This window comes from Kitasatospora sp. NPDC051705 (assembly GCF_044453265.1).
Classification (GTDB): Bacteria; Actinomycetota; Actinomycetes; order Streptomycetales; family Streptomycetaceae; genus Kitasatospora.
Genome location: NZ_JBITCO010000018.1, coordinates 29,944 through 53,434 on the forward strand (window position 1 = coordinate 29,944; position 23,491 = coordinate 53,434).

A 23,491-nucleotide genomic window follows, 5' to 3' on the forward strand; every position below is an offset into this window, starting at 1 on the left:
CCCGGTGCCCCTCGCAGGCGCGGGGGGCACCGGGCGTGCGGGCTCAGCCCTTGGCGAGCAACGCCTGCGCGTGCGCCCGTACCTGATCCTTCGTCAGATAGGCGTCGGTGTACTCGAAGTCCTGCAGCCGGGCCGGCTGCCGGGCGAGGAAGCCGGTGCGGACGAAGTCGTCCCCCGCGGTCGCGTTGAGCAGCCAGTTCGCGCCGACCCGGAACTTGGCGACGTTGGTGCGCATCGCCATCAGGTGGTAGCCGCGGGCCACCAGCTGCGCCGGCACCCCGCGCAGCTCCACGCCGACCGGCTTGGACACCGCGTCCTTGCCGCCGAGGTCGACCACCAGGCCCAAGTCCTTGTGGTAGTAAGGCTCCAGGGGCTGGTTGCGGAGCGCGGCGATCACGTTGGCGGCCACCGCGCGCCCCTGCCGGGCGGAGTGCTGGGCGGTCGGCGGGCAGACCGCGCCGTCACCCTTGGCGAGGTCAGGCACCGCGGCCGCGTCGCCCAGCGCGAACACGCCCTCGAACTGCGGCACCCGCAGCTCCGCCGTCACCGCCAGTCGGCCGCGGACCGTCTCCGCGTCCAGCGTGCCGATCAGCGGGCTCGCGGCGACCCCGGCCGTCCAGATCAGCGTGCGGCAGGGGAGCACCCGGCCGTCGGTGAACTTGACCGACTCGGCGCCCACTTCGGCCACCGAGACGCCCAGCGAGACCTCGATGCCGCGCTCGCGCAGCACCTCCAGCGCGGCCGTGCCCAGCGCGTCGCCCAGCTCCGGCATCAGCTTCGGGGCGATGTCGATCAGGTGCCACTTGATCTGCCGGGCGTCCAGCCGGGGGTAGCGGCGGGCGGCGGCCGTGGTCAGGCGCTGCAGGCAGGCCGCCGTCTCGGTGCCGGCGTAGCCGCCGCCGACGACCACGAACTGCAGCCGGGACTCGCGCTCCCGCTGGTCCAGGGTGGCCGAGGCGAGGTCGAGTTGGGCGATCACGTGGTCGCGCACGTAGGCGGCCTCGGCGAGCGTCTTCATGCCGCGGGCGTAGTCCGTGAGGCCCGGGATGTCGAAGGTGCGGGTGACGCTGCCGGGGGCGAGCACCAGGTAGTCGTACTTCTGCGCCACCACCTCGTCGGTGATCTTGCGGACCACGCACACCTTGGCGGCCGGGTCCACGCCGATGGCGCCGCCGGGGACGATGTGGGTGCGGCGCAGCGACCGGCGCAGCGACACCGCCACGGACTGGGGGGTCAGCACGCCCGCCGCGACGTGCGGCAGCAGGGGCAGGTAGAGCTGGTAGCTGAACGGAGTGACCAGCGAGATCTCGGCCTCGGCCGGCGAGAGCTTGCGTTCGAGTCGGCGAGCGCACTCCAGGCCGGCGAAGCCACCGCCCACGATCAGGATCCGAGGTCGTTCCATCGCTCATCCCTTTGCCGTGCGGGTCGTGACCGCGAAGGTCCCCATTACTGTCCGCCACACTCGCACGGCGCAGCAGGGCCTGCCACCGGGGCGGGGCTGATGGGGGGTGAGGGGCCGGTGGGGGTGCGGGGAGCAGGGTGACGGGCCGGTGGTGCGGGCCGACGGCGCGGAGCGGCGGGGGCGGGAGGCACCGCTAGGCTGTCGGGCGTGCTCCCCGAGGTGACGGCGATCCGCTACGTGACGCCACTGCGAGAAGGCGGCTCGATGCCGGGCCTGGTCGAGGCCGACGACCGGCGGCTGTACGCGCTGAAATGGGTCGGCGCCGCGCAGGGGCGCAAGGCCCTGGTCGCGGAGGTGCTGGCCGGTGAGCTGGGCCGGCGGCTCGGGCTGCCGGTGCCGGAGCTGGTGACGATCGACCTGGACCCGGTGCTCGCCCGCAGCGAGCCCGACCAGCAGGTCCAGGACCAGATGCGCGCCAGCGGCGGCACCAACCTCGGCATGGCCTTCGTGAGCGGCGCGCTCAACTTCGACCCGCTCTGCTTCGAGGTGGACCCGGAGCTGGCCGGCCGGGTGATCTGGTTCGACGCGCTGATCGGCAACGTCGACCGCTCCTGGCGCAATCCGAACCTGCTGGTGGCGACCGGCGGGCTGCGGCTGATCGACCACGGCGCGAGCCTGATCTTCCACCACGCGTGGTCCGGGGCGGCGGCCTGGGTGCGCCGCCCGTACGACGCCTCCGACCACGCGCTGCTGCGCGCCCGGCCGGACCTGGCGGCCGCCGACGAGGTGCTCGCCCCGCTCGCCGAGGCGGCGGTCGAGGGGGCGGTGGCGCAGATCCCGGACGTCTGGCTGCTGGACGAACCGGGCTTCGACTCACCCGAGGCGGTGCGCGCCGCGTACCGCGACCAGCTGACCGGGCGCCTGGCCGGTCCGCGCGACTGGCTGCCGGAGGTGCCCGCATGACCGAGCCGAGGACGTCCGTGCCGTCGGCGGCCGTGGAGCTGCACGACTACGAGTACGCCGTGATCCGGGCGGTGCCGCGGGTCGAGCGCGGCGAGTGCGTCAACGTGGGGGTGCTGCTGTACTGCCGGCAGAACGCCCACCTCGCCGCGCGCACGCACCTGGACCAGGCCCGGCTGCTGGCGCTGGACCCGGTGGCGGACGTGCAGGGCGTGCGGCGGGCGCTGCACGGCATCGAGGCGGTGTGTGCGGGCGGCCCGCAGGCCGGTCCGGCGGAGGGGGACAGCCCCGGGCAGCGGTTCCGCTGGCTGACCGCGCCGCGCAGCGCGGTCGTCCAGCCGGGGCCGGTGCACACCGGGCTGACCGCGGACCCGGAGGCGGAGCTGCGGCGGCTCTTCGACCAGCTGGTCCTCTGAGGTCCGGTCCTCCGCCCTCCCCGGTCGTCCGCGGCCTTCCGCGGTCCTCCCGGTCCTCCGCGGTGACGGTTCCGCCTCCCCGGTGACGGTTGCCGTGGTCAAAGCTTGAGTTGGTGAAGCACTCCGCCGTACGCTGGTCCCATGGGTTCGACAGCGACGACGACCGTACCGACCAACGCCGAGTTGATGGAGGCGCTGGCCGCCGTCGGCGCGGCGTACTTCCAGGACTTCGCGGCCGCCGCCGCCCGGCACGGGCTCTCCTCGTCCCAGGCCAAGGCGCTGGGCTCGGTGCAGGAGCCGGTGCCGATGCGGGCGCTGGCCGGTCGGCTGGGCTGCGACGCGTCGAACGTCACCGGGATCGTGGACCGGCTGGAGTCGCTGGGCCTCGCCCACCGCGAGGCGGCGGCCGGTGACCGCCGGGTGAAGATCGTCGTGATCACGGACGAGGGCCGGGAGATCCTCACCCGGATCCGCGGCGAGATGGCCCGCACCCACCAGGCCTTCGAGGCGATGACCGACGAGCAGCGGATCGCGCTGCACTCGATCTGCGGGCAGGTCCTGCCGGTGCTGGCCGGGCGGGCGGGCACCGGGGCCTAGGACGCCGCAGCCCGGGCGTAGCGGCCCGGGCATGAGGCCCGGGCGTCGTGACCCGGGCACTGAGGCTCGGGCGCCGCGGGCGGGTGGGGCGCGGCCGCGGATCCGGCGGCGTTCCGGCTGACCTCGGCTGTTAGGCTTGCGAAGCGTGAGCGCGAAGCCCCAGATCCCCAATGTCCTGGCCTCCCGGTACGCCTCGGCGACCCTGGCCCAGCTGTGGTCCCCCGAGCACAAGGTGGTCCTCGAGCGCCACCTGTGGCTCGCCGTCCTGAAGGCCCAGCAGGACCTCGGTGTCGAGGTGCCGGCGAACGCCGTCGCCGACTACGAGCGGGTGATCGACCAGGTCGACCTCGGCTCGATCGCCGCCCGTGAGCGGATCACCCGCCACGACGTGAAGGCCCGGATCGAGGAGTTCAGCGAGCTCGCCGGCCACGAGCAGATCCACAAGGGCATGACGTCCCGGGACCTGACCGAGAACGTCGAGCAGCTGCAGGTCCGCCAGTCGCTGGAGCACGTGCGCGACCGCACGGTGGCCGTGCTGGTCCGGCTGGCCCGCCTGGCCGCCGAGCACTCCGAGCTGGTCATGGCCGGCCGCTCGCACAACGTGGCCGCGCAGGCCACCACTCTGGGCAAGCGCTTCGCCTCGATCGCCGACGAGCTGCTGGTCGCCTTCCGCCGCCTGGAGGAGCTGATCGCCCGCTACCCGCTGCGCGGGATCAAGGGCCCGGTCGGCACCGCCCAGGACATGCTGGACCTGCTCGGCGGCGACACCGCGAAGCTGGCCGAGCTGGAGCAGCGGGTCGCCGGCCACCTCGGCTTCGAGAACGTGCTGACCAGCGTCGGCCAGGTCTACCCGCGCTCGCTGGACTTCGAGGTGCTCACCGCCCTCGTCCAGCTGGCCGCCGCGCCGTCCAGCCTGGCCAAGACCATCCGTCTGATGGCCGGCCACGAGCTGGTCACGGAGGGCTTCAAGGAGGGCCAGGTCGGCTCCTCGGCGATGCCGCACAAGATGAACACCCGTTCCTGCGAGCGGGTCAACGGCCTCGCGGTCATCCTGCGCGGCTACGCCTCGATGACCGGCGAGCTGGCCGGCGACCAGTGGAACGAGGGCGACGTCTCCTGCTCCGTGGTGCGCCGGGTCGCGCTGCCGGACGCGTTCTTCGCCTTCGACGGCCTGCTGGAGACCTTCCTGACCGTCCTCGACGAGTTCGGCGCCTTCCCCGCCGTGATCGAGACCGAGCTGGACCGCTACCTGCCGTTCCTCGCCACCACCAAGGTGCTGATGGGTGCGGTGCGGGCGGGCGTCGGCCGGGAGACCGGGCACGAGGTCATCAAGGAGCACGCCGTCGCCTCCGCGCTGGCGATGCGTGCCGGCGCCCGGGAGAACGAGCTGCTGGACCGCCTGGCCGCCGACGAGCGGATCCCGCTGGACCGGGCCGCGCTGGACGCCCTGCTGGCCGACCGGCTCTCCTTCACCGGTGCGGCCGGTGCCCAGGTCGCCGAGGTCGTCCGCCAGGTGGAGGCCGTCGCCGCCGCCTACCCGGAGGCCGCCAAGTACGCGCCGGGCGACATCCTCTGACGTCGCCTCAGCCCGACGAGGGCCCCGCCGCCGTTCCGGTGGCGGGGCCCTCGTCCGTGTGCACGTGGCCCGGGTCGAGCGGCGGGGTGGTGCCGCAGGTCCACGCGCAGTCCGGCTCGGCGACGGGGTGGTCCTCCGGCGCGAGCACGTTTCCGCGGACGGTGGCGAGGGCGGTCAGCCCGCCGGCGCAGAGCAGACCGGCACAGATCAGCATCGCGGTGTGGAAGGCGGAGTCCACCGCGGACGGCACCCGGTAGGCGTCGCCGCTGAGCCCGGCGAGCGCCGGCAGGGCGGCGACCGCGAGCAGACCGGCCGCGCGGGCGGCGGCGTTGTTGACGCCGCTGGCGATGCCCGCGTGCCGCACCTCGACCGCGGCCAGCACCGTCGCGGTCAGCGGCGCCACCAGCAGGGTCATCCCGCAGCCCATCACCGTCACGGCCGGCAGCACGTCGGCCCAGTAGGTGGAGCCGGCGCCGATGCGCAGCATCAGCAGCACCCCGGCGGCGCACAGCAGCGGCCCGACGGTCAGCGGGATCCGCGGGCCGATCCGCTTGCCCAGCCGCCCGGCGCGCGCCGAGAACGTGAGCATCAGCACGGTGATCGGGACCAGGGCGAGGCCGGAGACCAGCGGGGAGAAGCCCGAGACGATCTGCAGCTGCACGACCAGCAGGAAGAACACCCCGCTGAACGCCGCGTAGACGCACAGGGTGACCAGGTTCACGGCGGTGAACAGCCGGGAGGAGAAGAGGCCGAGCGGCAGCATCGGCTCGGCGGCGCGGCGTTCGACCGTGAGGAAGGCCGCGCCGAGCACCAGCCCGACCGCTCCGGCGAACCAGACCGCGGGGGAGAGGCCCTCCCCGGCGGCGGTCAACGCGTAGGTGAGCGCACCGAGGGCGAGCGCGGCGAGCAGCGCACCGAGGACGTCGAAGCGACCGGTGGCGCTCTCGTCCCGGCTCTCCGGGACGTGCCGGGCGCCGACCGCGACGACGGCGGCCGCCAGCGGCAGGTTGAGCAGGAAGATCCACCGCCAGCCGGGGCCGTCCACCAGCCAGCCGCCGAGGAACGGGCCGACCGCCGCCGACACGCCGCCGAGCCCCGACCACAGGCCGACCGCCGCCGAGCGGTCCTCCGGGTGGAAGACGGCCTGCAGCATGGCGAGCGAACCGGGGGTGAGCAGCGCGCCGCCGATGCCCTGCACGGCGCGGGCCGCGACCAGCACCTGGATGGTGGGGGCGGCGGCGCAGGCCGCCGAGGCGGCGGCGAACCAGACCACCCCGATCAGGAACACCCGGCGCCGGCCGTACCGGTCGCCGAGCGCGCCGCCGAGCAGGATCAGCCCGGCGAGCGTCAGCAGATAGGCGTTCAGGGTCCATTGCAGGGAGGCGAGGGAGGCACCGAGGTCGGTGCCGATCCGGGGCAGCGCGACGTTCACCACGGTGCCGTCGAGCATCGCCATGCTGGAGCCGAGCACGGTTGCCAGGAGTACCCAGCGTCCCTGCGCGGTGCCCAGGCGCAGGGTGCCGGCCGCGGAGGTGGCCACGGCCCGATCCTGCGCCCCGCGGGGCCCGCGTGACAAGGGTCACCGGGGGGTGTGTCGACGGTGTGCGGTGCGTGAGCGAACGGTCGCGCAGCGGTGGCGGGATCGGCGCAGCGTCGTGGATCAGTGGCGCCGGGTGAATGGATTGTGCACGCACGGTGCAGCCGATCATTCGGAGTGTCACGGCCTCGGCGGGGATGGTTGTCCGTTCAAGAGATCGACATTGCTTCACCCGGACGGATGGGTTTTAGTTCAGCGACCGCCCGGCCAGTCCGGACGGATCCGCCGGGTGGAACGCCGAATCCTGCCGCTGCCCGGTGGTTCGAACTGAACTCTGTACGGCAGGAGCGGGGGACCCACAGGTAAGTCGCCGGACCGGGATCGGCACGCGCTTCGCGTACCGGATCCCAGGGCCGGCTTGGGGTGAAGCCGCGCATGCGGCCGGGCAACTCCAGCCCGAACCCGACAGCTCACCTCGCAGGCGTCGGAGAGGAAACTTCCATGCCTGCTCAGGCTCGTCGTATCGCCCTGCCCCGCGCCGCCCGCATCGGCATCGCCACCGCGGTCACCGGGGTCTCCTTCGCCCTTCCGCTCGTGGCCGCCGTGAGCGCCCAGGCGCACACCGCCCCGGCCGCCCCGGCCGCGCAGAGCTCCACCTGGACCGACGCCACCAGCGTCGACGCCAAGCCGGCCGCCCCGGCCGCCGCTCCCGTCACCGCCCCGGCCCAGGCCGAGAGCTACCGCGTCGTCAGCGGTGACACCCTGTCGAAGATCGCCGACGCCAAGCACGTCGACGGTGGCTGGCAGGCGCTGTACGAGCACAACCGCTCGGTCGTCGGCGGCAACCCGAACCTGATCTTCCCGGGTCAGCACCTCTCGATCGCCGGCCACGCCGCGCCGTCCGCGGACGCCGCCCCGGCGAAGCCCGCCGCCCCGGCCGCCCCGGCCAAGCCCGCCGCCCCGGCCAAGCCGAAGGCCCAGGTGCAGGCCAAGACCGAGGCCGCCAAGCCGTCCGCCCCGGTCCAGACCCAGGTGCAGACCGCCGCCCCGAAGCCGGCCGCCGCCGTCACCGCCGCCCCGGCCGCCGCCAGCACCTCGGGCTTCGTCGCCCCGCTGGCCAACCCGAAGCTGGGCACCGCCTACGGCGTGGCCGGTTCGATGTGGGCCTCCGGCCACCACACCGGCCAGGACTTCGTCGCCTCCACCGGCACCCCGCTGCGCGCCGTCGCCAACGGCGTCGTGGTGAAGGCCGGCAACGGTGGCGCCTACGGCAACGAGGTCGAGATCAAGCTCGCCGACGGCCACTACGCCGAGTACGCGCACCTCTCCTCGATCGGCGTGTCGATCGGTCAGACCGTCACCGTCGGCCAGCAGATCGGCCTCTCCGGTGCGACCGGCAACGTGACCGGCCCGCACCTGCACTTCGAGATCCGCACCGGCTCCGAGTACGGCTCGGACATCGACCCGGTCGCCTACCTGCGGGCGCACGGCGTCGCTCTCTGACCCTGACGGGTCGAGGGCCCGGTCCCGCCGGACGGGCCCTTCGGGACTACCGCTGATGCGGGGCGAAACGATCCTCCGGGATGGTCATGTCGGGTGACCGCTCGACCGGGTGATCGCCGCAACGGCGGACATGGGCGCGGGACACGCCCAGGCCGGCCCGGCTCGCGAGACCTCCCTCGCGAGCCGGGCCGGCCGCTGCCGTTTCCGCCGCCGTTCCCGGGGGCGTTCCCGGTGCGTCTCCGCTTCCGGCGCCGGCGCGCGCAACGGGCGGACGGCGCCGGGGGTGTGACGTCGGCCCCGGGGGCGTCCGCCGCCTGCCGCCTGTCGGCTGCCGTTCGCCGGGTGCCGTTCGCCGGGCTGCGGGTTCAGAGCCGGTGGACGGGCAGGCCCTGCTCCGCGGCGTTCAGCAGCTCGTGCACCCGCTGGCCGAACTCCTCGGTGTCGGCGACGGGTTCGGGGAAGACCAGGCGGACGTCGCGGTGGCCGTGCGGGTGGTCCAGGCGCAGCACCAGGCCGTGCCGGTCCAGGGCGAGCGGCCGGACGTCCGGCCGCCCGGCGAGCAGCGCCGGGTCGAGCAGCCGGGTGAGGACGGCGACGGCGTCCGCGTGGTCGTCGGCGAGGTGGGTGAGCAGTGCGGCCTCGTACCGGGCCAGCGGGTCGGGCGCGGCGTGGGCGAGGTCGGCGGCGGTGAGGGCGCCGGTGCCGTACGGGGTGGACAGGACGGCGTGGGCGACGTCCACGCGCAGGTGGACGCTGATGCCGTCGTCGGCGAGGTGGGCCAGGTGCAGCCGGCCGGCCAGGGTGAGGCGGGCGCGGATCCGGTCGCGGACGGCGACGGGGGAGACGTCGGTGACGTCGAGCACGACCGCGAGGCCGTCGGTCTCGCGCGCGGCGGCGGTGGAGAGCGGGGAGCCGAGCGGGGCGCGCAGGCGCAGCCGGGAGCCGTGGACGGAGACCGGGGTGTCCAGGTCGTGGTGCTCGCCGAGGGCGCGGACGGTGAGCGAGGAGGTCGCGGCGAGGAGGCTGTGGACCCGTTCGGCGGTGGTGGGCTCGGGCACCGGGGCGTCGTCGGTGGGCAGACTCATGACGGACCTCCAGTTGGTTAGGTGAGCCTAACCTAATCACCGTGGGAGGGTGTGGCAAGTGCCGCCCCGTCCGCGCCGTCCGAGCGGTGCGCGGAAGGGCCCGGACGCGCGGGGCGTCCGGGCCCTTCCGTCCGGGCGGCGGCGCTCAGCCGATCACGGCCTGGGCGTCGATCTCGACCAGCATCGGCTCCTGCGGCAGCTCGACGAAGACCGTCGTCCGGCAGGGCTTCACCCCGCCGGGCTTCACGTTCTCCTCGATGAACTCCGCGTAGACCTCGTTCATCAGCGGGAAGTCGGCCCGCTGCGTGAGGTAGACCCGGAACATCACCACGTCCTCGATGGTCGCGCCACCGGCCTCGACGATCGCCTTGACGTTCTCCAGCGTGCGCCGGGTCTGGGCCCGCACGTCGCCGCGGTACAGGTACTCGCCGGTCGCCGGGTCCTGCGGGCCCTGGCCGGAGACCTGGAGGATCGGGCCCTTGCGGACGCCCTGGGAGAACGTCCAGGCGGGCGCGGGGGCGCCGTCGGTGCGGATCTCGGTCTTGTCGGTCATCGGCTTCCTCGTGTTCTGGCGGTCGGTCAGGTACGGTCCGGGCGGCCGCAGTCGGCCGAGACGGCGCGGGCGGTGGCGAGCAGCTGCGGGAGGAGGTCCAGCACCTGCTCGTAGGGCAGCACGACGTCCGGGACGGAGATGGACGCGGCGGCGACGACCCGGCCGGTGACGTCCCGGATCGGCGCCGCCACGCAGTTGATGAACGCCTCGTGTTCGGCGTGGTCCTGCGCCCAGCCCTGGGCGGCCACCCGCTCCAGCTCGGCGAGCAGCTCCTCGGGCGTGGTGAGGGTGCGGGCGGTGTGCGGGGTGAAGTCGATCCCGGCGACCACCCGGCGGCGCTCCGGCAGCGGCAGGTCGGCGAGCAGCACCTTGGAGACGGCGGCGCTGTGCAGGGCGGCGCGCAGGCCGATCCGGGAGTACATCCTGACGGGGTGCCGGGAGTCGAACTTGTCGATGTAGACCACCTCGCCGCCCTCGTACGCGGCCAGGTGCACGGTCTGGCCGGTGGCGGCGTTCAGCTCGGCCAGGTGCGGGGCGGCGATCCGGCGCACGCCGCGCTGCTCCAGCGCCAGGCCGGAGAGCGCGAACAGGCCGGCGCCCAGGTGGTAGCGGTAGCCCGCGTCGCGGTAGACGAACCGTTCCTCCTCCAGGCTCTGGAGCAGTCGCAGCACGGTCGTCTTGTGGACGCCGAGCACCTCGGCCAGCTGGTCGAGGGAGCGCTCGCCCTCGCCCAGTTCGGCGAGGATGCGCAGGGCGCGGGTGACGGTCTGGCTCATCGTGCTCCGCTCGGAGGGCTCGGGCTGGGATCGCGGCGCGGGCCGGGGGCGCCGAGCGCGTCGCGGACGCCGCACGCGCCGCACGCGCCGGGAACGCGGGACGCGCCGGGAGCGCGGCGCCGGCCGGGGCTGCGGCGGGGGCCGGGATCGCTGCTCATTCTGCCCGTGCCCACCGGGCCGCGCGGGCCGGGCCCGCGGGGACGGCCGGGCCGGAGATGCCCCGTGCGCACACCCGGGTGGCCGCCCAGTCGGCGGGCGAGGCGTCGAGCAGCGCCGCCACCACGGCGGCGGGCGGCAGCTCGGCCTGGTCGCCGTGGGCCGTCAGCGCGCAGGCGGCGCTCAGGTGGCCGAGTCGCAGCCGACGGCGCTGGTCCAGGCCGCGGACGGTGCCGGCCAGGTAGCCCGCGGCGAACGCGTCGCCCGCGCCGGTGGCCTCGACCACCTCGACGGCCAGCGCCGGCTCGGCCACCGCCGTGCCGTCCCGCTCCAGGGCGGTGACGACGCGGGCCGCGTCCTTGACCACGACCGTGGCGGGGGAGGGGAAGCGCCGGCGCAGCGCGGACGGGTCCCCGGTGCCGAAGGCGGCCTCCGCCTCGTCGGCGCCGAGCAGCAGCAGGTCGGCGGCGTCCAGCAGCGGTGGCAGGACGGCCGGGTCGCGGCCGTGCCAGAGCGCGGGGCGCCAGTTGAGGTCGAAGCTGATCAGCCGGCCCGGGCGCGGGGCGGCGAGCAGGGCGCGCAGCAGGGCCAGGCAGTCGTCGGAGAGCGCGGCGGTGATGCCGGACAGGTGCAGCAGCCGGGCACCCGACAGCAGGCGCGCGGCCGCCGGGTCGGTGAGCAGGGCGGGCGAGAGCGCCGCGGCCGCTGAGCCGCGCCGGTGGTAGTGCAGCCGGCTGCGGCCGGGCCCGAGGTCGTGGCGGTGGCCGCTGTCGCCACCGACCTCCTTGAGGTAGAGGCCGGTCGGGCGGGCCGGGTCCACGGCGACCGCCGAGACGTCCACGCCGCGGGCGGCGACCTCGGCGAGCAGCCGCCGCCCGAAGCCGTCGTCACCGACCCGGCTGATCCAGGCGGTCGGAACGCCGAGCGCGGCCAGCGCGCCGGCCACGTTGGACTCCGCTCCGCCGACCGACAGCCGGAAGGTGTCCACCGCCTCCAGCGGGCCCGGGCGGTCCGGGAGCAGGACGGCCATCGACTCGCCCACGCAGACGGCCGTCGGGGGAGGCCCGGGGCGGCTCGGGCCCGGGGTGTCCTGTCGCGGCATCAGCTGGGCTCCTCGTCTGCGGCGGCCGTTCCGTTGACCGTGATCCGGCGCCGATGCTAGAACCGTGATGCCAGCATGTGCAACCCTCATTGCACATGTTGCAACATGGCAGATGGAGGAAGACGGTGGAGCAGACGTTCGCAAGCCCCGGCACCGGGCCGGGCATCGACGACGCCGCGGTGGCGGCCCTCGCCGACGAGACGCTCGACTGGCGGTTCAAGGCCGCCCCGTCGGACTCTCCCCCCGCCCGGTACCCCGGAGACGCCGCCGGCGCGCGGAGCGTCCGGGACTGGTTGGCCACCGGACCGACCCTCGACGGGCTCGGCACCCCGCTGCTCACCCTGGACGGCGCCGCGCTCGACCACAACATCCGCACCATGGCCCGCTGGTGCGCCGAGGCCGGGGTCGCACTCACCCCGCACGGCAAGACCACCATGGCGCCCGCGCTCTGGCAGGCGCAGCTCGCCGCCGGCAGCCACGGCATCACCCTCGCCAACCTGCCGCAGGTGCGCGTCGCCCGGGCCTTCGGCGTCGAGCGGATCCTGCTCGCCAACACCCTGATCGACCCGGCCGGACTCGCCTGGCTCGCCGCCGAACAGGCCGCCGACCCGGCCTTCGCCCTCGTCTCCTGGGTGGACTCCACCGAGAGCGTGCGGCTGATGGACGAGGCCCTGCGCGCCGCCGGGGCCGACCGGCCGGTCGAGGTCCTCGTCGAACTCGGCGGCCCCGGCGGGCGGACCGGTGCCCGCGGCGTGGACGCGGCCGTCGAGATCGCCGCCGCCGTGCTGCGCGCCCCCACCCTGCGCCTCGCCGGCGTCGGCGGCTACGAGGGCGCCCTCGCCCACGACGCGACCGCCGACGCGCTGGCCACCGTCCGCGGCTACCTCCGGGCCCTCGCCGAGCTGCACGGCCGGCTCGCCCGCGCCTACCCCGACGACGCCCGACCCGTGGTCTCGGCGGGTGGCAGCGCCTACTTCGACCTGGTCGTCGAGGAGCTGACGGCACTGCCGGACGCCATGGTGGTGCTGCGCTCCGGCGCCTACGTCGCGCACGACGACGGGTTCTACCGGGGTATCTCTCCGCTGGTCCGGGGCGCCGGCGCGACGCCCTTCCGCGGCGCGCTGCACGGCTGGGCCCGGGTGGTCTCCCGGCCCGAGCCGCAGCTGGCCCTGCTGGACGCCGGAAAGCGCGACCTGCCCTTCGACGAAGGCCTGCCGGAGCCGCAACTCGTCCGCGGCGGGGCCCGGTTGACCGGGACGGCGGCCCGGATCACCGCGCTCAACGACCAGCACGCCTTCCTGCGCGACGCGGGCGACCTCGCTCCGGTCGGCGCGGTGCTGCGGCTCGGCGTCTCGCACCCGTGCACCGCCTTCGACCGGTGGACGGCGATCCCGGTGCTGGACTCCGCCGACGCCGCCGAGCCGAAGGTCACCGGCCTGGTCAGGACGTTCTTCTGATGGCCGGCGGCAGACCGGCGCCCGGGGCGGTCGTGTTCCGGGGCGCGACCGTCGTCGACGGCACCGGGGCCGACCGCTACCGGGCGGACGTGCGGATCGCCGACGGCCTGATCACCGAGATCGGCCACGGCCTCGGCGCCCCCGCGGTGGTGGACGCCGACGGGCTCGTCCTCGCCCCCGGATTCATCGACATGCACGCCCACTCCGACCTCGCCCTGCTGCTCGAACCCGAGCACCCGGCCAAGGTCACCCAGGGCGTCACCTGCGAGGTCCTCGGCCAGGACGGCCTGTCCTACGCCCCGGTGGACGACACCACCCTGCCGCTGCTGCGCCGCCAGCTCGCCGGCTGGAACGGCGATCCGGCGGACCTCGACTGGGACTGGCGCGGCGTCGCGGACTACCTGGACCGGCTCGACCGCACCGGCCCGGCCGTCAACGCCTGCTACCTCGTCCCGCACGGCACGCTGAGGGCCCTCGCCATGGGCTGGGCCGACCGGCCGCCGACCCCGGCCGAACTCGACCGGATGCGCCAGCACCTGGCGCAGGGGCTGCTCGACGGCGCGGTCGGCATGTCCAGCGGTCTCAGCTACACCCCCGGCAGCTACGCGGACACCGCCGAGCTGGTCGAACTGTGCCTGGTGGTCGCGGCCTACGGGGGCTTCCACGCACCCCACCAACGCTCCTACGGTGCGGGCGCGTTGGAGGGGTACGCGGAGATGGTGGAGATCTCCCGGCGGACCGGCTGCGGCCTCCACCTGACCCACGCCACGATGAACTTCGACGTCAACCGGGGCCGGGCCGGCGACCTGCTGGCCCTCGTCGACCAGGCCCTCGCCGACGGCGTCGACCTCACCCTGGACAGCTACCCGTACCTGCCCGGATCCACCACCCTGGCCGCCCTGCTGCCCGGTTGGGCCACCGAGGGCGGCCCGGAGGCGACCCTGGACCGGCTCGCCGACCCGGTGGTCCGCGAACGGATCCGGTACGAGGTGGAGGAGAAGGGCAGCGACGGCTGCCACGGCGTCGTCACCGACTGGGCGACCATCCAGATCTCCGGCGTGCGCTCGCCCGCACTCGCGGACAGCGTCGGCCGGACCGTCGCCGAACTCGCCGCCGAGCAGCGGCGCGGCGGCACCGAGGTCTTCCTCGACCTGCTGCGCCGCGACGACCTGGCCACCACGATCCTCCAGCACGTCGGGCACGAGGAGAACGTCCGGGCGATCATGCGCCACCGGGTGCACACCGTCGGCAGCGACGGACTGCTGGTCGGTGCCCGGCCGCACCCGCGGGCCTGGGGAACCTTCCCCCGCTACCTCGGCCACTACGGCCGGGAGCTGGGCGTCCTGACGCTGGAGGAGACCGTCGCCAGGATGACCGGCCGCCCGGCCGCCCGGCTGGGCCTGCACCGGCGCGGGCGGATCGCCCCCGGCCACCACGCGGACCTGGTGCTCCTCGACCCGGCGAGGATCCGGGACGCCGCCACCTTCGAGCACCCCCGGCGCCCAGCCGAGGGCGTCGAGCACGTGTACGTCAACGGCACCGCCGTCGTCCGGCAGGGCCGCACCACGGGCGCCAGGCCCGGACGCGCCCTGCGCCGCACCGACCGAGGAACCCAGGCCAGATGACCTCCCTCTCCGCCCTGCACGAGGAAAACCAGGTGATCGCGGTGGTCCGCGCCCACCGCATCCCGGACGCCGCCGCGCTCTGCGCCGCCCTCGCCGAGGGCGGCATCGGCTGGACCGAGTTCACCTACACCACGACGGACGTGGTGGACCACCTGCGGCGGGCCGCCCGGGCCGGCCACCGGGTCGGCGTCGGCACCGTGCTGACGGCCGAGCAGGCCGTCCGCGGCGTCGACGCCGGGGCGTCCTTCCTGGTGACGCCCGGCTGCCGGCCCGAGGTCGCCCGGGCCGCGCAGGAGGCCGGAGTGCCCCTGGTGATGGGGGCGCTCACCCCGACCGAGGTCGCCCGGGCCGTGGACCTCGGCGCCGCCGCCGTCAAGATCTTCCCGGCCCGGGCCTTCGGCCCCGGCTACTTCAAGGACCTGCGCGGGCCCTATCCGGACGTCCGGCTGGTCGCCTCCGGCGGGGTCAACGCGGGCAACGCCGCGGACTTCCTGGCGCAGGGGGCGCTCGCGGTCTGCGCGGGGACGGACGTGGTGCCGCCGGACGCGGTCGAGGCCGGGGACTGGTCGGGGATCACCCGGCGGGCCCGGGCGTTCACCGAGGCGTGCGCGCAGGGCGCCGGCCGGGGCGACGGCGTGCGGTAGGCGGCGGGGCGGCCGGCGTGGGGTAGGCGGCGGGCCGGCGGCGCGGGGTAGGCGGCGGGGCGGCGTGCGGTCGGGCGGCGGCGGGCCGACGGGCGTCGGTCAGGGGTTGCCCGGCCGGCCGTCGGGGCGGCGGGCTGTCGGGACGGCCGGGTTTGGACGAGAATCGGTGGGCCCCAGCTCCAGCCCCGGCCCGTCGGACCCGGCCCCCGGATCCGGCCCCGGCCCCGGACCAGGTAGGAGGACCCAGTTCATGACCTCGACCCGCCCCGGCCCCGACTGGCTCGCCGACGCCGTCCTCTACCAGATCTACCCGCAGACCTTCGCCGACTCCGACGGCGACGGCATCGGCGACTTCGCCGGGATCACCGAGCACCTGGAACACCTCTCCTGGCTCGGCGTCGACACCGTGTGGCTCAACCCCTGTTTCGCCTCGCCGTTCCGCGACGCCGGCTACGACGTCACCGACTACCTCACCCCCGCCCCGCGCTACGGCCGCACCGAGGACCTGGTGGAGCTGGTCGAGGCCGCCCGCCGCCGGGGCATCCGGATCCTGCTCGACCTGGTGGCCGGCCACACCTCCGACCTCCACCCCTGGTTCCTGGCCTCCGCCGAGGACCCGGCCGACCACCGCTACATCTGGTCCGAGCAGCGGGTGGACGGCTTCGTCGCCTCGCCCGGCAGTCGCACCGGCTGGTACCGGCCGAACTTCTTCGACTGCCAACCCGCACTCAACTTCGGCTACGCGCGCACGAGTTCCGCCGAGCCCTGGCGCCAGTCGGTGGACGCCGACGGGCCGCGGGCCAACCGGGCGGCGCTGCGCGGCATCATGGCGCACTGGCTCGGCCTCGGCATCGCGGGCTTCCGGGTGGACATGGCCTACTCGCTGGTCAAGGACGACCCGGGCCTGGTGGAGACCGCCAAGCTGTGGACCGGCGTCCGCGACTGGCTCGACCGCTCGCACCCGCAGGCCGCCCTGTTCGCCGAGTGGGGCGACCCGGCCGCGGCCGTCGCGGCCGGCTTCCACGCGGACTTCTTCCTGCACTTCGGGGGCGCCGACCACGGCCTGCCGCTGCGGTCGCTGTGGAACAACGGCGCCGGGACGGTCGAGGAGTTCTGGCGGCAGGGCCCCTGCTACTTCGAGGCCGAGGGGCGCGGCACCCCGCAGACCTTCCTGGACGCCTGGCGTTCCGCCGCCGAACTGACCGAGGGCGGCGGCTACATCGCGCTGCCCACCGCCAACCACGACTTCTCCCGGCTGGCCACCGGCCCGCGCACCGCCGAGCAGCTCGCCGCGGCCTTCGCGTTCCTGCTCACCTGGCCCACCCTGCCGGCCGTCTACTACGGCGACGAGATCGGCATGCGCTACCTGCCCGGGCTGCCCGACGTGGAGGGCAGCGTGCTCGGCCCGCGGTACAACCGGGCCGGCTCGCGCACGCCGATGCAGTGGCGGCCCGGACCGGCGGCGGGCTTCTCCAGCGCGCCGCCCGAGCGCCTCTACCTGCCCGTCGACCCGGACCCGCGGCGGCCGGACGTGCTCTCCCAGCGGGCCGACCCGACCTCGCTGCTGCACACCGTCCGGCGGTTGATCGCGCTGCGCCGGGCGCACCCTGGCCTGGGCGCGTCCGGCGGGGTGGAGGTCCGGCACGCCGGGTACCCGCTGGTGTACGTCCGGTCCGGTCGGTACCTGGTGGCGGTCAACCCGCGCCGGGAGCCGGGGTCGGTGCGGCTCGCGGACGGTCCGGCGCGGCCGCTGGACGTGCAGGGCGTGCGGGTGGTGGACGGGGAGCTGCGGGCGGACGGGTTCTCGTACGGGGTGTTCGACCTGGGCTGACGCCGCGGCCGGCGGGTGCGGCCGGTGGGCCGGTGGCCGGCCGGGTGGCGGGGTAGCCGGGTGGCGGGGGTGGCCTGGCTTCCGGTCGACGTCGGATAGTTGTAAGCTACATCCGTAGATGGTTGCATTTACCACCTGATTTGGTGGTGTCCGCCATCCGCGAGTCCTGCATCGACCCCACCGGAGGGCGGCCAGCACGCCATGAGCACACCCCAGACCCCTGCCGCGCCGCCCACCCCGGGGCACGCGCTCAAGCACCTCGCCACGCACCTGATCACCCCGCTGCTGATGTGCCTCGGGATGGCCCTCGCCTACCAGGGCGCCTTCCACCAGCCCGAGCCGCGCCACCTCGCGGTCGCCGTGGTCGGCACCGACGCGCAGGCGCAGGGTCTGGCCCGGGCCGTCCGGGCCGAGGCCGGCGACGCCCTCGACGTCCGTACCCTGCCCGACCGGGCCGCCGCCGAGCAGCAGCTGCGCGACCGCACCCTGGTCGGCGCCTTCGTCCCGGACGCGCACCGCCCCGAACTGGTCGTCGCCAAGGGGAACTCGGAGACCTCGGTGGTCGCCGCCACCGCCGTGTTCAGCACGGTCACCGACCGGCAGGGCGTCCCGCTGCACGTCACCGACCTCACCACGCCGGCCGAGGGCGACCCGACCGGCCAGGGCCTGTTCTTCCTGCTGGTCGCGCTGAGCATCGGCTCCTACGCCAGCGTCGCGGCGATCGGCGCCGCCGGCGCCGGCCTGAACCTGCGGACCCGGGCGCTGACCGGCCTCGCGGTGTCCCTGGTGGTGAGCGTGATCGGGATCGTCACGGCGGGCCCGGTCTTCCACGTGGTCGACCACGACCGGGCTGCGGTCTGGGCGCTCGGCTGGCTCTACTCGGCGGGCGTGGTGACCATCGGCGTCGGCCTGCACACCTTCCTGAAGAAGTGGACCACGCTGGCCCTGATGGTGCTGTTCGTGATGCTGAACTTCACCACCTCCGGCGGCATCTACCGGCCCGAGCTGCAGAACGCCTTCTTCGGTGCGCTGCACGGGTTCTGGACCGGCGCCGGCTTCCTGGAGGGCGCCCGCGACATCCTCTACTTCGACGGGGGTGCGGGCCTCGGCGGGCACGTCCTGACGCTGGCGGTCTGGCTGGTGCTGGGCGGGGCCGTGCTGGCGGCCGCCGGGTGGTCCGAGCGGCGCGGGCGCCGTCCGGTCGGGACGGCGGCCGAGAGCGAGGAGGAACTGGCGGAGGCGGTCGCGGTCTGACCGCCCGCCGAGAGGCTCCACCCGGGCCGCGGGCACCGGCGCCGGGTGGGATCGAAGGCCCCGCGCCCGGCCCCGGACAGGCCGGACGCGGGGCCGTGGGCGAGCCGTCCGGGCCCGGTGGGCCTCAGCCGCGCCGGGCCGGTGCGGGTGGCCGGGTGAAGCAGCAGTCGCCGCAGACCCCGGCGCCCGGCCCCACCCGGTAGTACAGGCAGCAGCTCGAACGACGGAAGGCGGCGCCGTGCGGCCCGGTGCGCAGCGTGCCCGTCCCGGCCAGCGGCGGACGGGCGAGCAGTTCGGCGACCAGCGCCCGGGCCCGGCCCGGGGCGTGCGCGTCCAGGACCCGCAGGGTGCCGGCCAGTGCGGACGCCGCGTTGCCCAGCAACAGCCCCGCGGACAGCGGCACGGCGGCCCGGACCGCCGCGGCCAGCGGCTCCAGCCGGTCCGTCAGGACGGTCCGGTGCAGCCGGTCGGCGAGGCTGTCCGGCGTGCTGGGCGTGCTGGGCGTGCCGACTGGCGGGGGCGTCGCGGGTGCGGGCTCCGGCGGCGTCCAGAGGTCGATCGGCCCCTGGTCCGGGATCCGCGTCCAGGCCCGCTCCAGCGTCGGGACCGTCCCCAGCAGCACGGCCGACCCGAGCCCCACCGACCAGAACCGGGCGGCCAGCCCGAGGTGCAGGATCGACGCCGCGACCCGTGGTTCGGCGGTGCCCAGCCGCTGCGCCACCACCCGGATCCGCCCGGCCAGCGGAGCGTCCGGGCCGGTGCCGAACAGGTCGGCCAGCGGGCGGAAGCCCGGCGGCGGGCCCTGGTCGGGTGCGGTGGGGGTGTCGAGCGCGAAGTACGGTCCGACGGCGGCGAGCCGGCCGTAGTCGACGGGCGGGCGGTCGGGTGCGGGGGTCACCGGCCTTCCCCTGTGAGGTCGGTGACCCCCGCGCCCGGGTCGGTGGGCCCGGGGGCGGCGCCCGGTGCGGGGCTCGATCGGGCGGTCGACGGGCATCGGGTGGTCCTCCGGGGCGCTCGGGCGGGCGGTGGCGCCGCGCGGCGACGGGAGGCCCCGGCGGGGGTGGCTCAGCCGCGCACGGTGAAGTCGCCACCGGTGGTGCGGATGAAAGGTACCGTGCCCTGGCAGTCCGCGACCGGCAGGCCGAAGGCGCCCCAGACCCAGCCGAGCCGGTCCCCGCGGGGCCCGTCGTCCTCGACCGAGACGGCGACCTTCTGGCCGACCAGCGTGAGGCCCGGGAACCACGGCGCCTCGCCCTTGGTGATCACGCCGGTGGCGATGGCCTCCCGGCCGCCGACGCCCAGGCAGGTGACGTCCCCCTCGAAGTCCGCCACCAGCCGGCCGTCGGTGTGCACATGGCGGACGTGGAAGTGCCCGCGGGTGGTCCGGGGGTCGGTGTTGACGTCGGCCCGGGCGTCCAGTTCGAAGCGGACCGGGTCGCCCGCGAAGTCGCCGAACGCGGCGGTGAGGACGGTTCCGCCGGTGCCGTGCAGCCGGGCCGTCCCGGCGGCGCCCCGGCCGGCCGGGGCGGCACCGGTCGGGTCCGCGGCGGCGGGAACGGCGGCGGCGACGGTCGCCAGCAGGCAGAGGGCGGCCGCGGTGACGGCGGGGCGACGGTTCATGGCGGGTTCGTCCTTCTCGACGGATGGGGACCGGTTTCGGTGCCACCACTCTCGTCGCAAGGGGTGCGGCCGCACCTCCCGCCGGGGAGGGGAGTCGGCGGCCTCGGGCTCCACCGCGAGGAGGAGCGCGGCCTCCCCCGGGAGAGCCGCCGTCCCGCCGTCCGGCCTGGTCACGGACACGGCGGACACGGGGGGCACGGGGGCGCGGCGGGCGCGGCGGATCGGCGTGAACGCGCGGACGGTGTCGCGGATTCCCTCGTCCCGCCCCGCCCCGCCCCGGTGTCGGACGGCCCGGACGCAGGGCGTCCACGGGGCCGAGGGGGTGCCCCGTGGACGCGTGGAACCTGCGAGGTGGGGGTGGCCTCCGGGCGTCACGCCCTCCGGCCGGCAGTTCGATCGTCGACCGAGGTAGTGCCAGCGGCAGACCCTGATCCGTCTCGATCTGTCGCCACTGCCTCCTGCGGTCGAACTCCTTCAGCTACCTCGCAGGTCCACTCCCATCATGCGCCTCCCACGCCGGGTGCACCAGGGGTCGACGGCCTGGAATCGGGCGTTTTTCGCAACTCGGGCGGATCGAGCGTTCCCGGGCGCCCGTCGGGCGCGTCCTACGGCGCGGGCCACCCGTCGACGAAGCCGAGGGTGCGGTGGTACGGCCCTCCGGGCCCGGTGCTGCGGTAGTCCTCCGTGCTGGTCCCGGTGCGGACGGTGGCGTCCCCGTCGTGGCGGTGGGCGGTGGGCCGCAGGGTGTGGTCGACGGTGGAGTGCTCGGTGACGTGCCCGCCGGTGGCCGTGGTGGCCTCGCGGTGGTAGCCGAGGTCCATGGTGGTCCGCTGGTCGGTGTTGCCGGCGGCGTCGTGGGTGGTCCGGTAGCCGACGTCCAGCGGTTCGCCCTCGTGCACGGTGGTGGTGCGGCGCGGGCCGCCGCCCCAGCTGGTGGTGGTGCGGGTGAGGTCGGTGCCGTTGTGCAGGGTGATGTCGTTCCCGCCGTCGCGCAGCTGCTGGGCGGAGCGGAAGACGAGGTCGTCGCGGACCTCGGTGGTGATCCGGCCGTGGGAGGTCTGGACCCAGCCGCGGGCGAGGTCGTGGCGGCCTGCCGTGACGGTCCAGTCGCCGCTGCCGCCGCCGTGGTCGGTGAGGTCGGTGCCGACGGTGGCCTCGGCGGCGACCCGGTGGTCGGTGAGCTGTCCGGTGGTGCGGGCGGCGCCGTGGTCGACGTCGGCGAACAGGTTGACCTGGCCGGTCCAGACGTCGTTGCTCTGCGCCTCGGCGGCGTTCACGCCGATGCCGACGGTGTGCGGGCGGCCGTCGACGAGCAGGCCGACGTAGGGGGTGAGGTCGAGCCGGTAGGCGGGCAGGTCGAAGGCGAAGACGCCGGGCACGGGCCGCCAGAGCAGCGGGTCCCAGCCGCCGGTGTAGATCACCGGGTAGGGCCAGACGGCGCCGGCCGTGCGCCCGTCGACGGTCAGCCGCAGCTCGCGGAACGGGCCCTTGCCGCAGGCGCCGAGGCCCGGGTTGGCGCTGACGAAGGCGTCCGGGGCGGAGGCGTAGGCGAACTCCTCGCAGGCGCCGCCCCCGCGGGTGTAGACCTCGGCGGTGAGGCGCTCCAGGTTCTGCGGGAAGGTGAGGTCGCGGCCGGCGGTGGGGGCGGCCTGGGTGAGCGCGAACGGGCCGGTGGTGAGCAGCCGGTCGGCGGTGCGGGCGGCCGGCCGGTGGCGGTCGGCGGTGTAGAAGGTGAGGCTCGCGCTGATCGTGAAGACGCCGGTGTAGGTGGCGTCGGTGACGTTGGCGAGGTCGAAGGAGAAGGGCTGCGGGCCCGCGGTGAACAGCGGGGCGTAGCGGGTGACGTCGTGTTCGAGGCTCCACTCGATGCCGTCCTTGGACGGTTCGGGGGTGGAGGAGAGCAGCACCTGGACGCCGCCGACGCGGACGCTGAAGATCCGGTCGAACTGCCGCCCGGCGACCTGCCCGTGGAGGTCCATGACCACGGCCGACCAGGGGCCGGCGCAGTCGGCGGGCGGGGTCAGGGTGGCGGTGTACGGGGTGTCGGGCGGGTTGCCGTAGCCGTTGCGGAACGGCTGGTCGTGCATCACCTCGACGGTGCAGGAACGGGTGTCGGGGCGGGTCAGCGGCTGCGTGGCGGTGACGGGGTCGTGGTAGTCGGTGCCGAAGTCGGCGCGGGCGGGGCCGGCGGCGGTGAGGGTGCCGGCGAGCGTCAGGACGGCGGCGCCGAGTAAGCCGGCGGCGCGGCGGAGCAGGGGGCGGACGGCCAAGGCGGATCCCCGGGGTCGGGCGGCCGGCGGGCGTCGCCGCGGGCCGGGTGGGTGATCCGGGCATCCTTCCGGTGCTGGCATGGCAGCGTCAATGGGTCCGGGGCGGCGGCCGGTGGTCAATGAGTCGGTGGGCGGTGGGCGGTGGGCGGTGGGCGGTGGTCACTGGGCCGGTGGTCGGGGGGCGGGTGCCGGCCCGTGCCGCCCTCCGCCGCTCCGGGGGCTCAGTCCGCCGCCAGGGCCGCGGCCTCCTGCCGGAACAGGTCGCGCAGGGCGCCCAGCAGCGGGCGCCGGTCGTCCGCCCGCCACTGCATCTCCAGCGGCAGGGTGGCCCGGCCCTCCAGCCGGACGGTGGTCACGTCCCCGGTGAGGTGTCCGGTCATCGAACCGGGCACCAGCGAGAACGCGCGGTTGCGGGCGAGCAGGTACAGCCGGGACCCGACGATCCGTGGCGGGCTGACCAGCACCGGCGGGTCGACGCCGCGCTCCGCGCAGAGGCCGAGGACGTGGTCGTGGTAGCGCGGGTGCTGCTCGCGCGGCCACGACAGCAGCGGCAGGTCGCCCAGTTCGGCGAGGTGCAGGGCGGCCCGGCCGGCCAGCGGATGGTCCCGGCCGAGGGCGACCCGCACCGGCTCGTCGGCGAGCCGCTCCAGACGGTAGCCGGGCGCCTCGTCGAGGAACCGGCCGAGGCCGATGTCGGCCAGTTCGGCGGCCAGGGTGGCGGAGACCTGCCCGGTGTCGACGGCGAGTTCGGCGGTGGTGAGGGCGGGCAGTTCCAGCTCGGCCCGGCTGACGACGGCGGGGAGCAGCCGGTTCACCACGCTCGGCGAGGCCACGATCCGGGCCGTCCGCAGCCGGGACTCCTCGTGCAGCCGCACCCGGGCCAGCAGCGCCTCCGCCTGCCCGAGCAGCCGGCCGCTCTCCGCGGCCATCACCGCGCCGGCCCCGGTGAGCGCGACCGACCGGCGGCTGCGGTCGAACAGCTCGACGCCGACGGCCCGCTCGAGCCGGGCCACCTCCTGGCTGACCGTCGGCTGCGAGATGTGCAGCCGTTCCGCGGCCCGGCCGAAGTGCAGCGTGTCGGCGACGGCGAGGAAGACCTCGAGCTGACGCAAGGTGAGACCCATGCC

The 23,491-nt window shown here is 75.4% G+C and carries 20 protein-coding genes and 1 riboswitch; of the genes, 10 read left to right on the top strand and 10 right to left on the bottom strand.

Annotation, left to right across the window (positions count from 1 at the left end; translation table 11 throughout):
• Positions 1-43: 43 nt before the first annotated feature.
• Positions 44-1,402 carry an NAD(P)/FAD-dependent oxidoreductase gene (locus tag ACIA8Q_RS22305; protein WP_360220985.1) on the bottom strand — a complete coding sequence of 453 codons (1,359 nt, stop codon included), beginning with the start codon at positions 1,400-1,402 and terminating at the stop codon, positions 44-46.
• A 207-nt stretch (positions 1,403-1,609) separates the two neighbouring features.
• On the opposite strand from ACIA8Q_RS22305, the gene ACIA8Q_RS22310 reads away from it, so the two are divergent.
• The 4 genes from ACIA8Q_RS22310 to purB all read left to right on the top strand — a co-directional run bounded on the left by ACIA8Q_RS22310 (position 1,610) and on the right by purB (position 4,951).
• The gene (locus ACIA8Q_RS22310) at positions 1,610-2,365 is read left to right on the top strand and encodes a HipA family kinase (RefSeq protein WP_360220988.1); all 756 of its coding nucleotides are present in this window, start codon (positions 1,610-1,612) and stop codon (positions 2,363-2,365) included.
• On the top strand, positions 2,362-2,778 hold the full coding sequence (locus ACIA8Q_RS22315) for a DUF3037 domain-containing protein (RefSeq protein ID WP_360220991.1): 417 nt from the start codon (positions 2,362-2,364) through the stop codon (positions 2,776-2,778). Before ACIA8Q_RS22310 ends, ACIA8Q_RS22315 begins: the two co-directional genes overlap by 4 nt.
• Before the next feature lie 141 nt (positions 2,779-2,919).
• Positions 2,920-3,375, top strand: a complete 456-nt coding sequence (locus ACIA8Q_RS22320) for a MarR family transcriptional regulator (protein ID WP_360220994.1) — start codon at positions 2,920-2,922, stop codon at positions 3,373-3,375.
• A 145-nt stretch (positions 3,376-3,520) separates the two neighbouring features.
• Positions 3,521-4,951 (top strand): adenylosuccinate lyase, encoded by a 1,431-nt coding sequence (gene purB, locus ACIA8Q_RS22325; RefSeq protein ID WP_360220997.1) that lies wholly within the window; start codon positions 3,521-3,523, stop codon positions 4,949-4,951.
• 7 nt (positions 4,952-4,958) lie between these two features.
• Here the strand turns inward: purB and ACIA8Q_RS22330 are convergent, their stop codons facing one another.
• Positions 4,959-6,491 carry an MFS transporter gene (locus ACIA8Q_RS22330; RefSeq protein ID WP_360221000.1) on the bottom strand — a complete coding sequence of 511 codons (1,533 nt, stop codon included), beginning with the start codon at positions 6,489-6,491 and terminating at the stop codon, positions 4,959-4,961.
• A 312-nt stretch (positions 6,492-6,803) separates the two neighbouring features.
• Positions 6,804-6,987: riboswitch (cyclic di-AMP (ydaO/yuaA leader) on the top strand.
• 2 nt (positions 6,988-6,989) lie between these two features.
• On the opposite strand from ACIA8Q_RS22330, the gene ACIA8Q_RS22335 reads away from it, so the two are divergent.
• Positions 6,990-7,991: a peptidoglycan DD-metalloendopeptidase family protein gene (locus tag ACIA8Q_RS22335; protein ID WP_396317588.1), complete on the top strand. Its 1,002-nt coding sequence runs from the start codon at positions 6,990-6,992 to the stop codon at positions 7,989-7,991.
• A gap of 365 nt (positions 7,992-8,356) precedes the next feature.
• On the opposite strand, the gene ACIA8Q_RS22340 is transcribed toward ACIA8Q_RS22335, so the two are convergent.
• From ACIA8Q_RS22340 to ACIA8Q_RS22355, 4 genes are all read right to left on the bottom strand, one after another.
• Positions 8,357-9,076, bottom strand: coding sequence for a DUF2470 domain-containing protein (locus ACIA8Q_RS22340; RefSeq protein WP_360211498.1), 720 nt, complete (start codon positions 9,074-9,076; stop codon positions 8,357-8,359).
• A gap of 145 nt (positions 9,077-9,221) precedes the next feature.
• Positions 9,222-9,629 (bottom strand): RidA family protein, encoded by a 408-nt coding sequence (locus tag ACIA8Q_RS22345; protein WP_360211496.1) that lies wholly within the window; start codon positions 9,627-9,629, stop codon positions 9,222-9,224.
• Positions 9,630-9,655: 26 nt separating this feature from the next.
• Positions 9,656-10,405, bottom strand: a complete 750-nt coding sequence (locus tag ACIA8Q_RS22350; RefSeq protein WP_360211494.1) for an IclR family transcriptional regulator — start codon at positions 10,403-10,405, stop codon at positions 9,656-9,658.
• A 154-nt stretch (positions 10,406-10,559) separates the two neighbouring features.
• Positions 10,560-11,663, bottom strand: a complete 1,104-nt coding sequence (locus ACIA8Q_RS22355; RefSeq protein ID WP_360211492.1) for a sugar kinase — start codon at positions 11,661-11,663, stop codon at positions 10,560-10,562.
• Positions 11,664-11,788: 125 nt separating this feature from the next.
• Here ACIA8Q_RS22355 and ACIA8Q_RS22360 point away from each other — a divergent pair, with 125 nt between their 5' ends.
• The 5 genes from ACIA8Q_RS22360 to ACIA8Q_RS22380 all read left to right on the top strand — a co-directional run bounded on the left by ACIA8Q_RS22360 (position 11,789) and on the right by ACIA8Q_RS22380 (position 18,474).
• Positions 11,789-13,120 (top strand): alanine racemase, encoded by a 1,332-nt coding sequence (locus ACIA8Q_RS22360; RefSeq protein ID WP_387903867.1) that lies wholly within the window; start codon positions 11,789-11,791, stop codon positions 13,118-13,120.
• Positions 13,120-14,745, top strand: coding sequence for a D-aminoacylase (locus tag ACIA8Q_RS22365; protein ID WP_360211488.1), 1,626 nt, complete (start codon positions 13,120-13,122; stop codon positions 14,743-14,745). The genes ACIA8Q_RS22360 and ACIA8Q_RS22365 overlap by 1 nt, the downstream gene beginning before the upstream one ends.
• Positions 14,742-15,389 carry a bifunctional 4-hydroxy-2-oxoglutarate aldolase/2-dehydro-3-deoxy-phosphogluconate aldolase gene (locus ACIA8Q_RS22370; RefSeq protein ID WP_360211486.1) on the top strand — a complete coding sequence of 216 codons (648 nt, stop codon included), beginning with the start codon at positions 14,742-14,744 and terminating at the stop codon, positions 15,387-15,389. Before ACIA8Q_RS22365 ends, ACIA8Q_RS22370 begins: the two co-directional genes overlap by 4 nt.
• Positions 15,390-15,639: 250 nt before the next feature.
• On the top strand, positions 15,640-17,220 hold the full coding sequence (locus ACIA8Q_RS22375) for an alpha-amylase family glycosyl hydrolase (protein ID WP_396317589.1): 1,581 nt from the start codon (positions 15,640-15,642) through the stop codon (positions 17,218-17,220).
• 201 nt (positions 17,221-17,421) lie between these two features.
• Positions 17,422-18,474: a hypothetical protein gene (locus ACIA8Q_RS22380; protein WP_360211482.1), complete on the top strand. Its 1,053-nt coding sequence runs from the start codon at positions 17,422-17,424 to the stop codon at positions 18,472-18,474.
• A gap of 124 nt (positions 18,475-18,598) precedes the next feature.
• On the opposite strand, the gene ACIA8Q_RS22385 is transcribed toward ACIA8Q_RS22380, so the two are convergent.
• The 4 genes from ACIA8Q_RS22385 to ACIA8Q_RS22400 form a co-directional block, all read right to left on the bottom strand.
• On the bottom strand, positions 18,599-19,372 hold the full coding sequence (locus ACIA8Q_RS22385; RefSeq protein WP_396317590.1) for a (2Fe-2S)-binding protein: 774 nt from the start codon (positions 19,370-19,372) through the stop codon (positions 18,599-18,601).
• Positions 19,373-19,539: 167 nt separating this feature from the next.
• Entirely contained in the window at positions 19,540-20,094 is a 555-nt protein-coding gene (locus ACIA8Q_RS22390; RefSeq protein WP_360211478.1) for a hypothetical protein, read from the bottom strand.
• 605 nt (positions 20,095-20,699) lie between these two features.
• Positions 20,700-22,364, bottom strand: a complete 1,665-nt coding sequence (locus ACIA8Q_RS22395) for a peptide-N4-asparagine amidase (protein ID WP_396317591.1) — start codon at positions 22,362-22,364, stop codon at positions 20,700-20,702.
• 221 nt (positions 22,365-22,585) lie between these two features.
• Positions 22,586-23,488 (bottom strand): LysR family transcriptional regulator, encoded by a 903-nt coding sequence (locus ACIA8Q_RS22400; protein WP_387903883.1) that lies wholly within the window; start codon positions 23,486-23,488, stop codon positions 22,586-22,588.
• Positions 23,489-23,491: the final 3 nt, after the last annotated feature.

Coding starts and splice junctions, on each gene's coding strand:
- ACIA8Q_RS22305 (WP_360220985.1), bottom strand. CDS start 1,402: ATGGAACGACCTCGGATCCTGATCGTGGGCGGTGGCTTCGCCGGCCTG.
- ACIA8Q_RS22315 (WP_360220991.1), top strand. CDS start 2,362: ATGACCGAGCCGAGGACGTCCGTGCCGTCGGCGGCCGTGGAGCTGCAC.
- ACIA8Q_RS22320 (WP_360220994.1), top strand. CDS start 2,920: ATGGGTTCGACAGCGACGACGACCGTACCGACCAACGCCGAGTTGATG.
- ACIA8Q_RS22335 (WP_396317588.1), top strand. CDS start 6,990: ATGCCTGCTCAGGCTCGTCGTATCGCCCTGCCCCGCGCCGCCCGCATC.
- ACIA8Q_RS22340 (WP_360211498.1), bottom strand. CDS start 9,076: ATGAGTCTGCCCACCGACGACGCCCCGGTGCCCGAGCCCACCACCGCC.
- ACIA8Q_RS22345 (WP_360211496.1), bottom strand. CDS start 9,629: ATGACCGACAAGACCGAGATCCGCACCGACGGCGCCCCCGCGCCCGCC.
- ACIA8Q_RS22350 (WP_360211494.1), bottom strand. CDS start 10,405: ATGAGCCAGACCGTCACCCGCGCCCTGCGCATCCTCGCCGAACTGGGC.
- ACIA8Q_RS22355 (WP_360211492.1), bottom strand. CDS start 11,663: ATGCCGCGACAGGACACCCCGGGCCCGAGCCGCCCCGGGCCTCCCCCG.
- ACIA8Q_RS22365 (WP_360211488.1), top strand. CDS start 13,120: ATGGCCGGCGGCAGACCGGCGCCCGGGGCGGTCGTGTTCCGGGGCGCG.
- ACIA8Q_RS22370 (WP_360211486.1), top strand. CDS start 14,742: ATGACCTCCCTCTCCGCCCTGCACGAGGAAAACCAGGTGATCGCGGTG.
- ACIA8Q_RS22375 (WP_396317589.1), top strand. CDS start 15,640: ATGACCTCGACCCGCCCCGGCCCCGACTGGCTCGCCGACGCCGTCCTC.
- ACIA8Q_RS22380 (WP_360211482.1), top strand. CDS start 17,422: ATGAGCACACCCCAGACCCCTGCCGCGCCGCCCACCCCGGGGCACGCG.
- ACIA8Q_RS22390 (WP_360211478.1), bottom strand. CDS start 20,094: ATGAACCGTCGCCCCGCCGTCACCGCGGCCGCCCTCTGCCTGCTGGCG.
- ACIA8Q_RS22400 (WP_387903883.1), bottom strand. CDS start 23,488: ATGGGTCTCACCTTGCGTCAGCTCGAGGTCTTCCTCGCCGTCGCCGAC.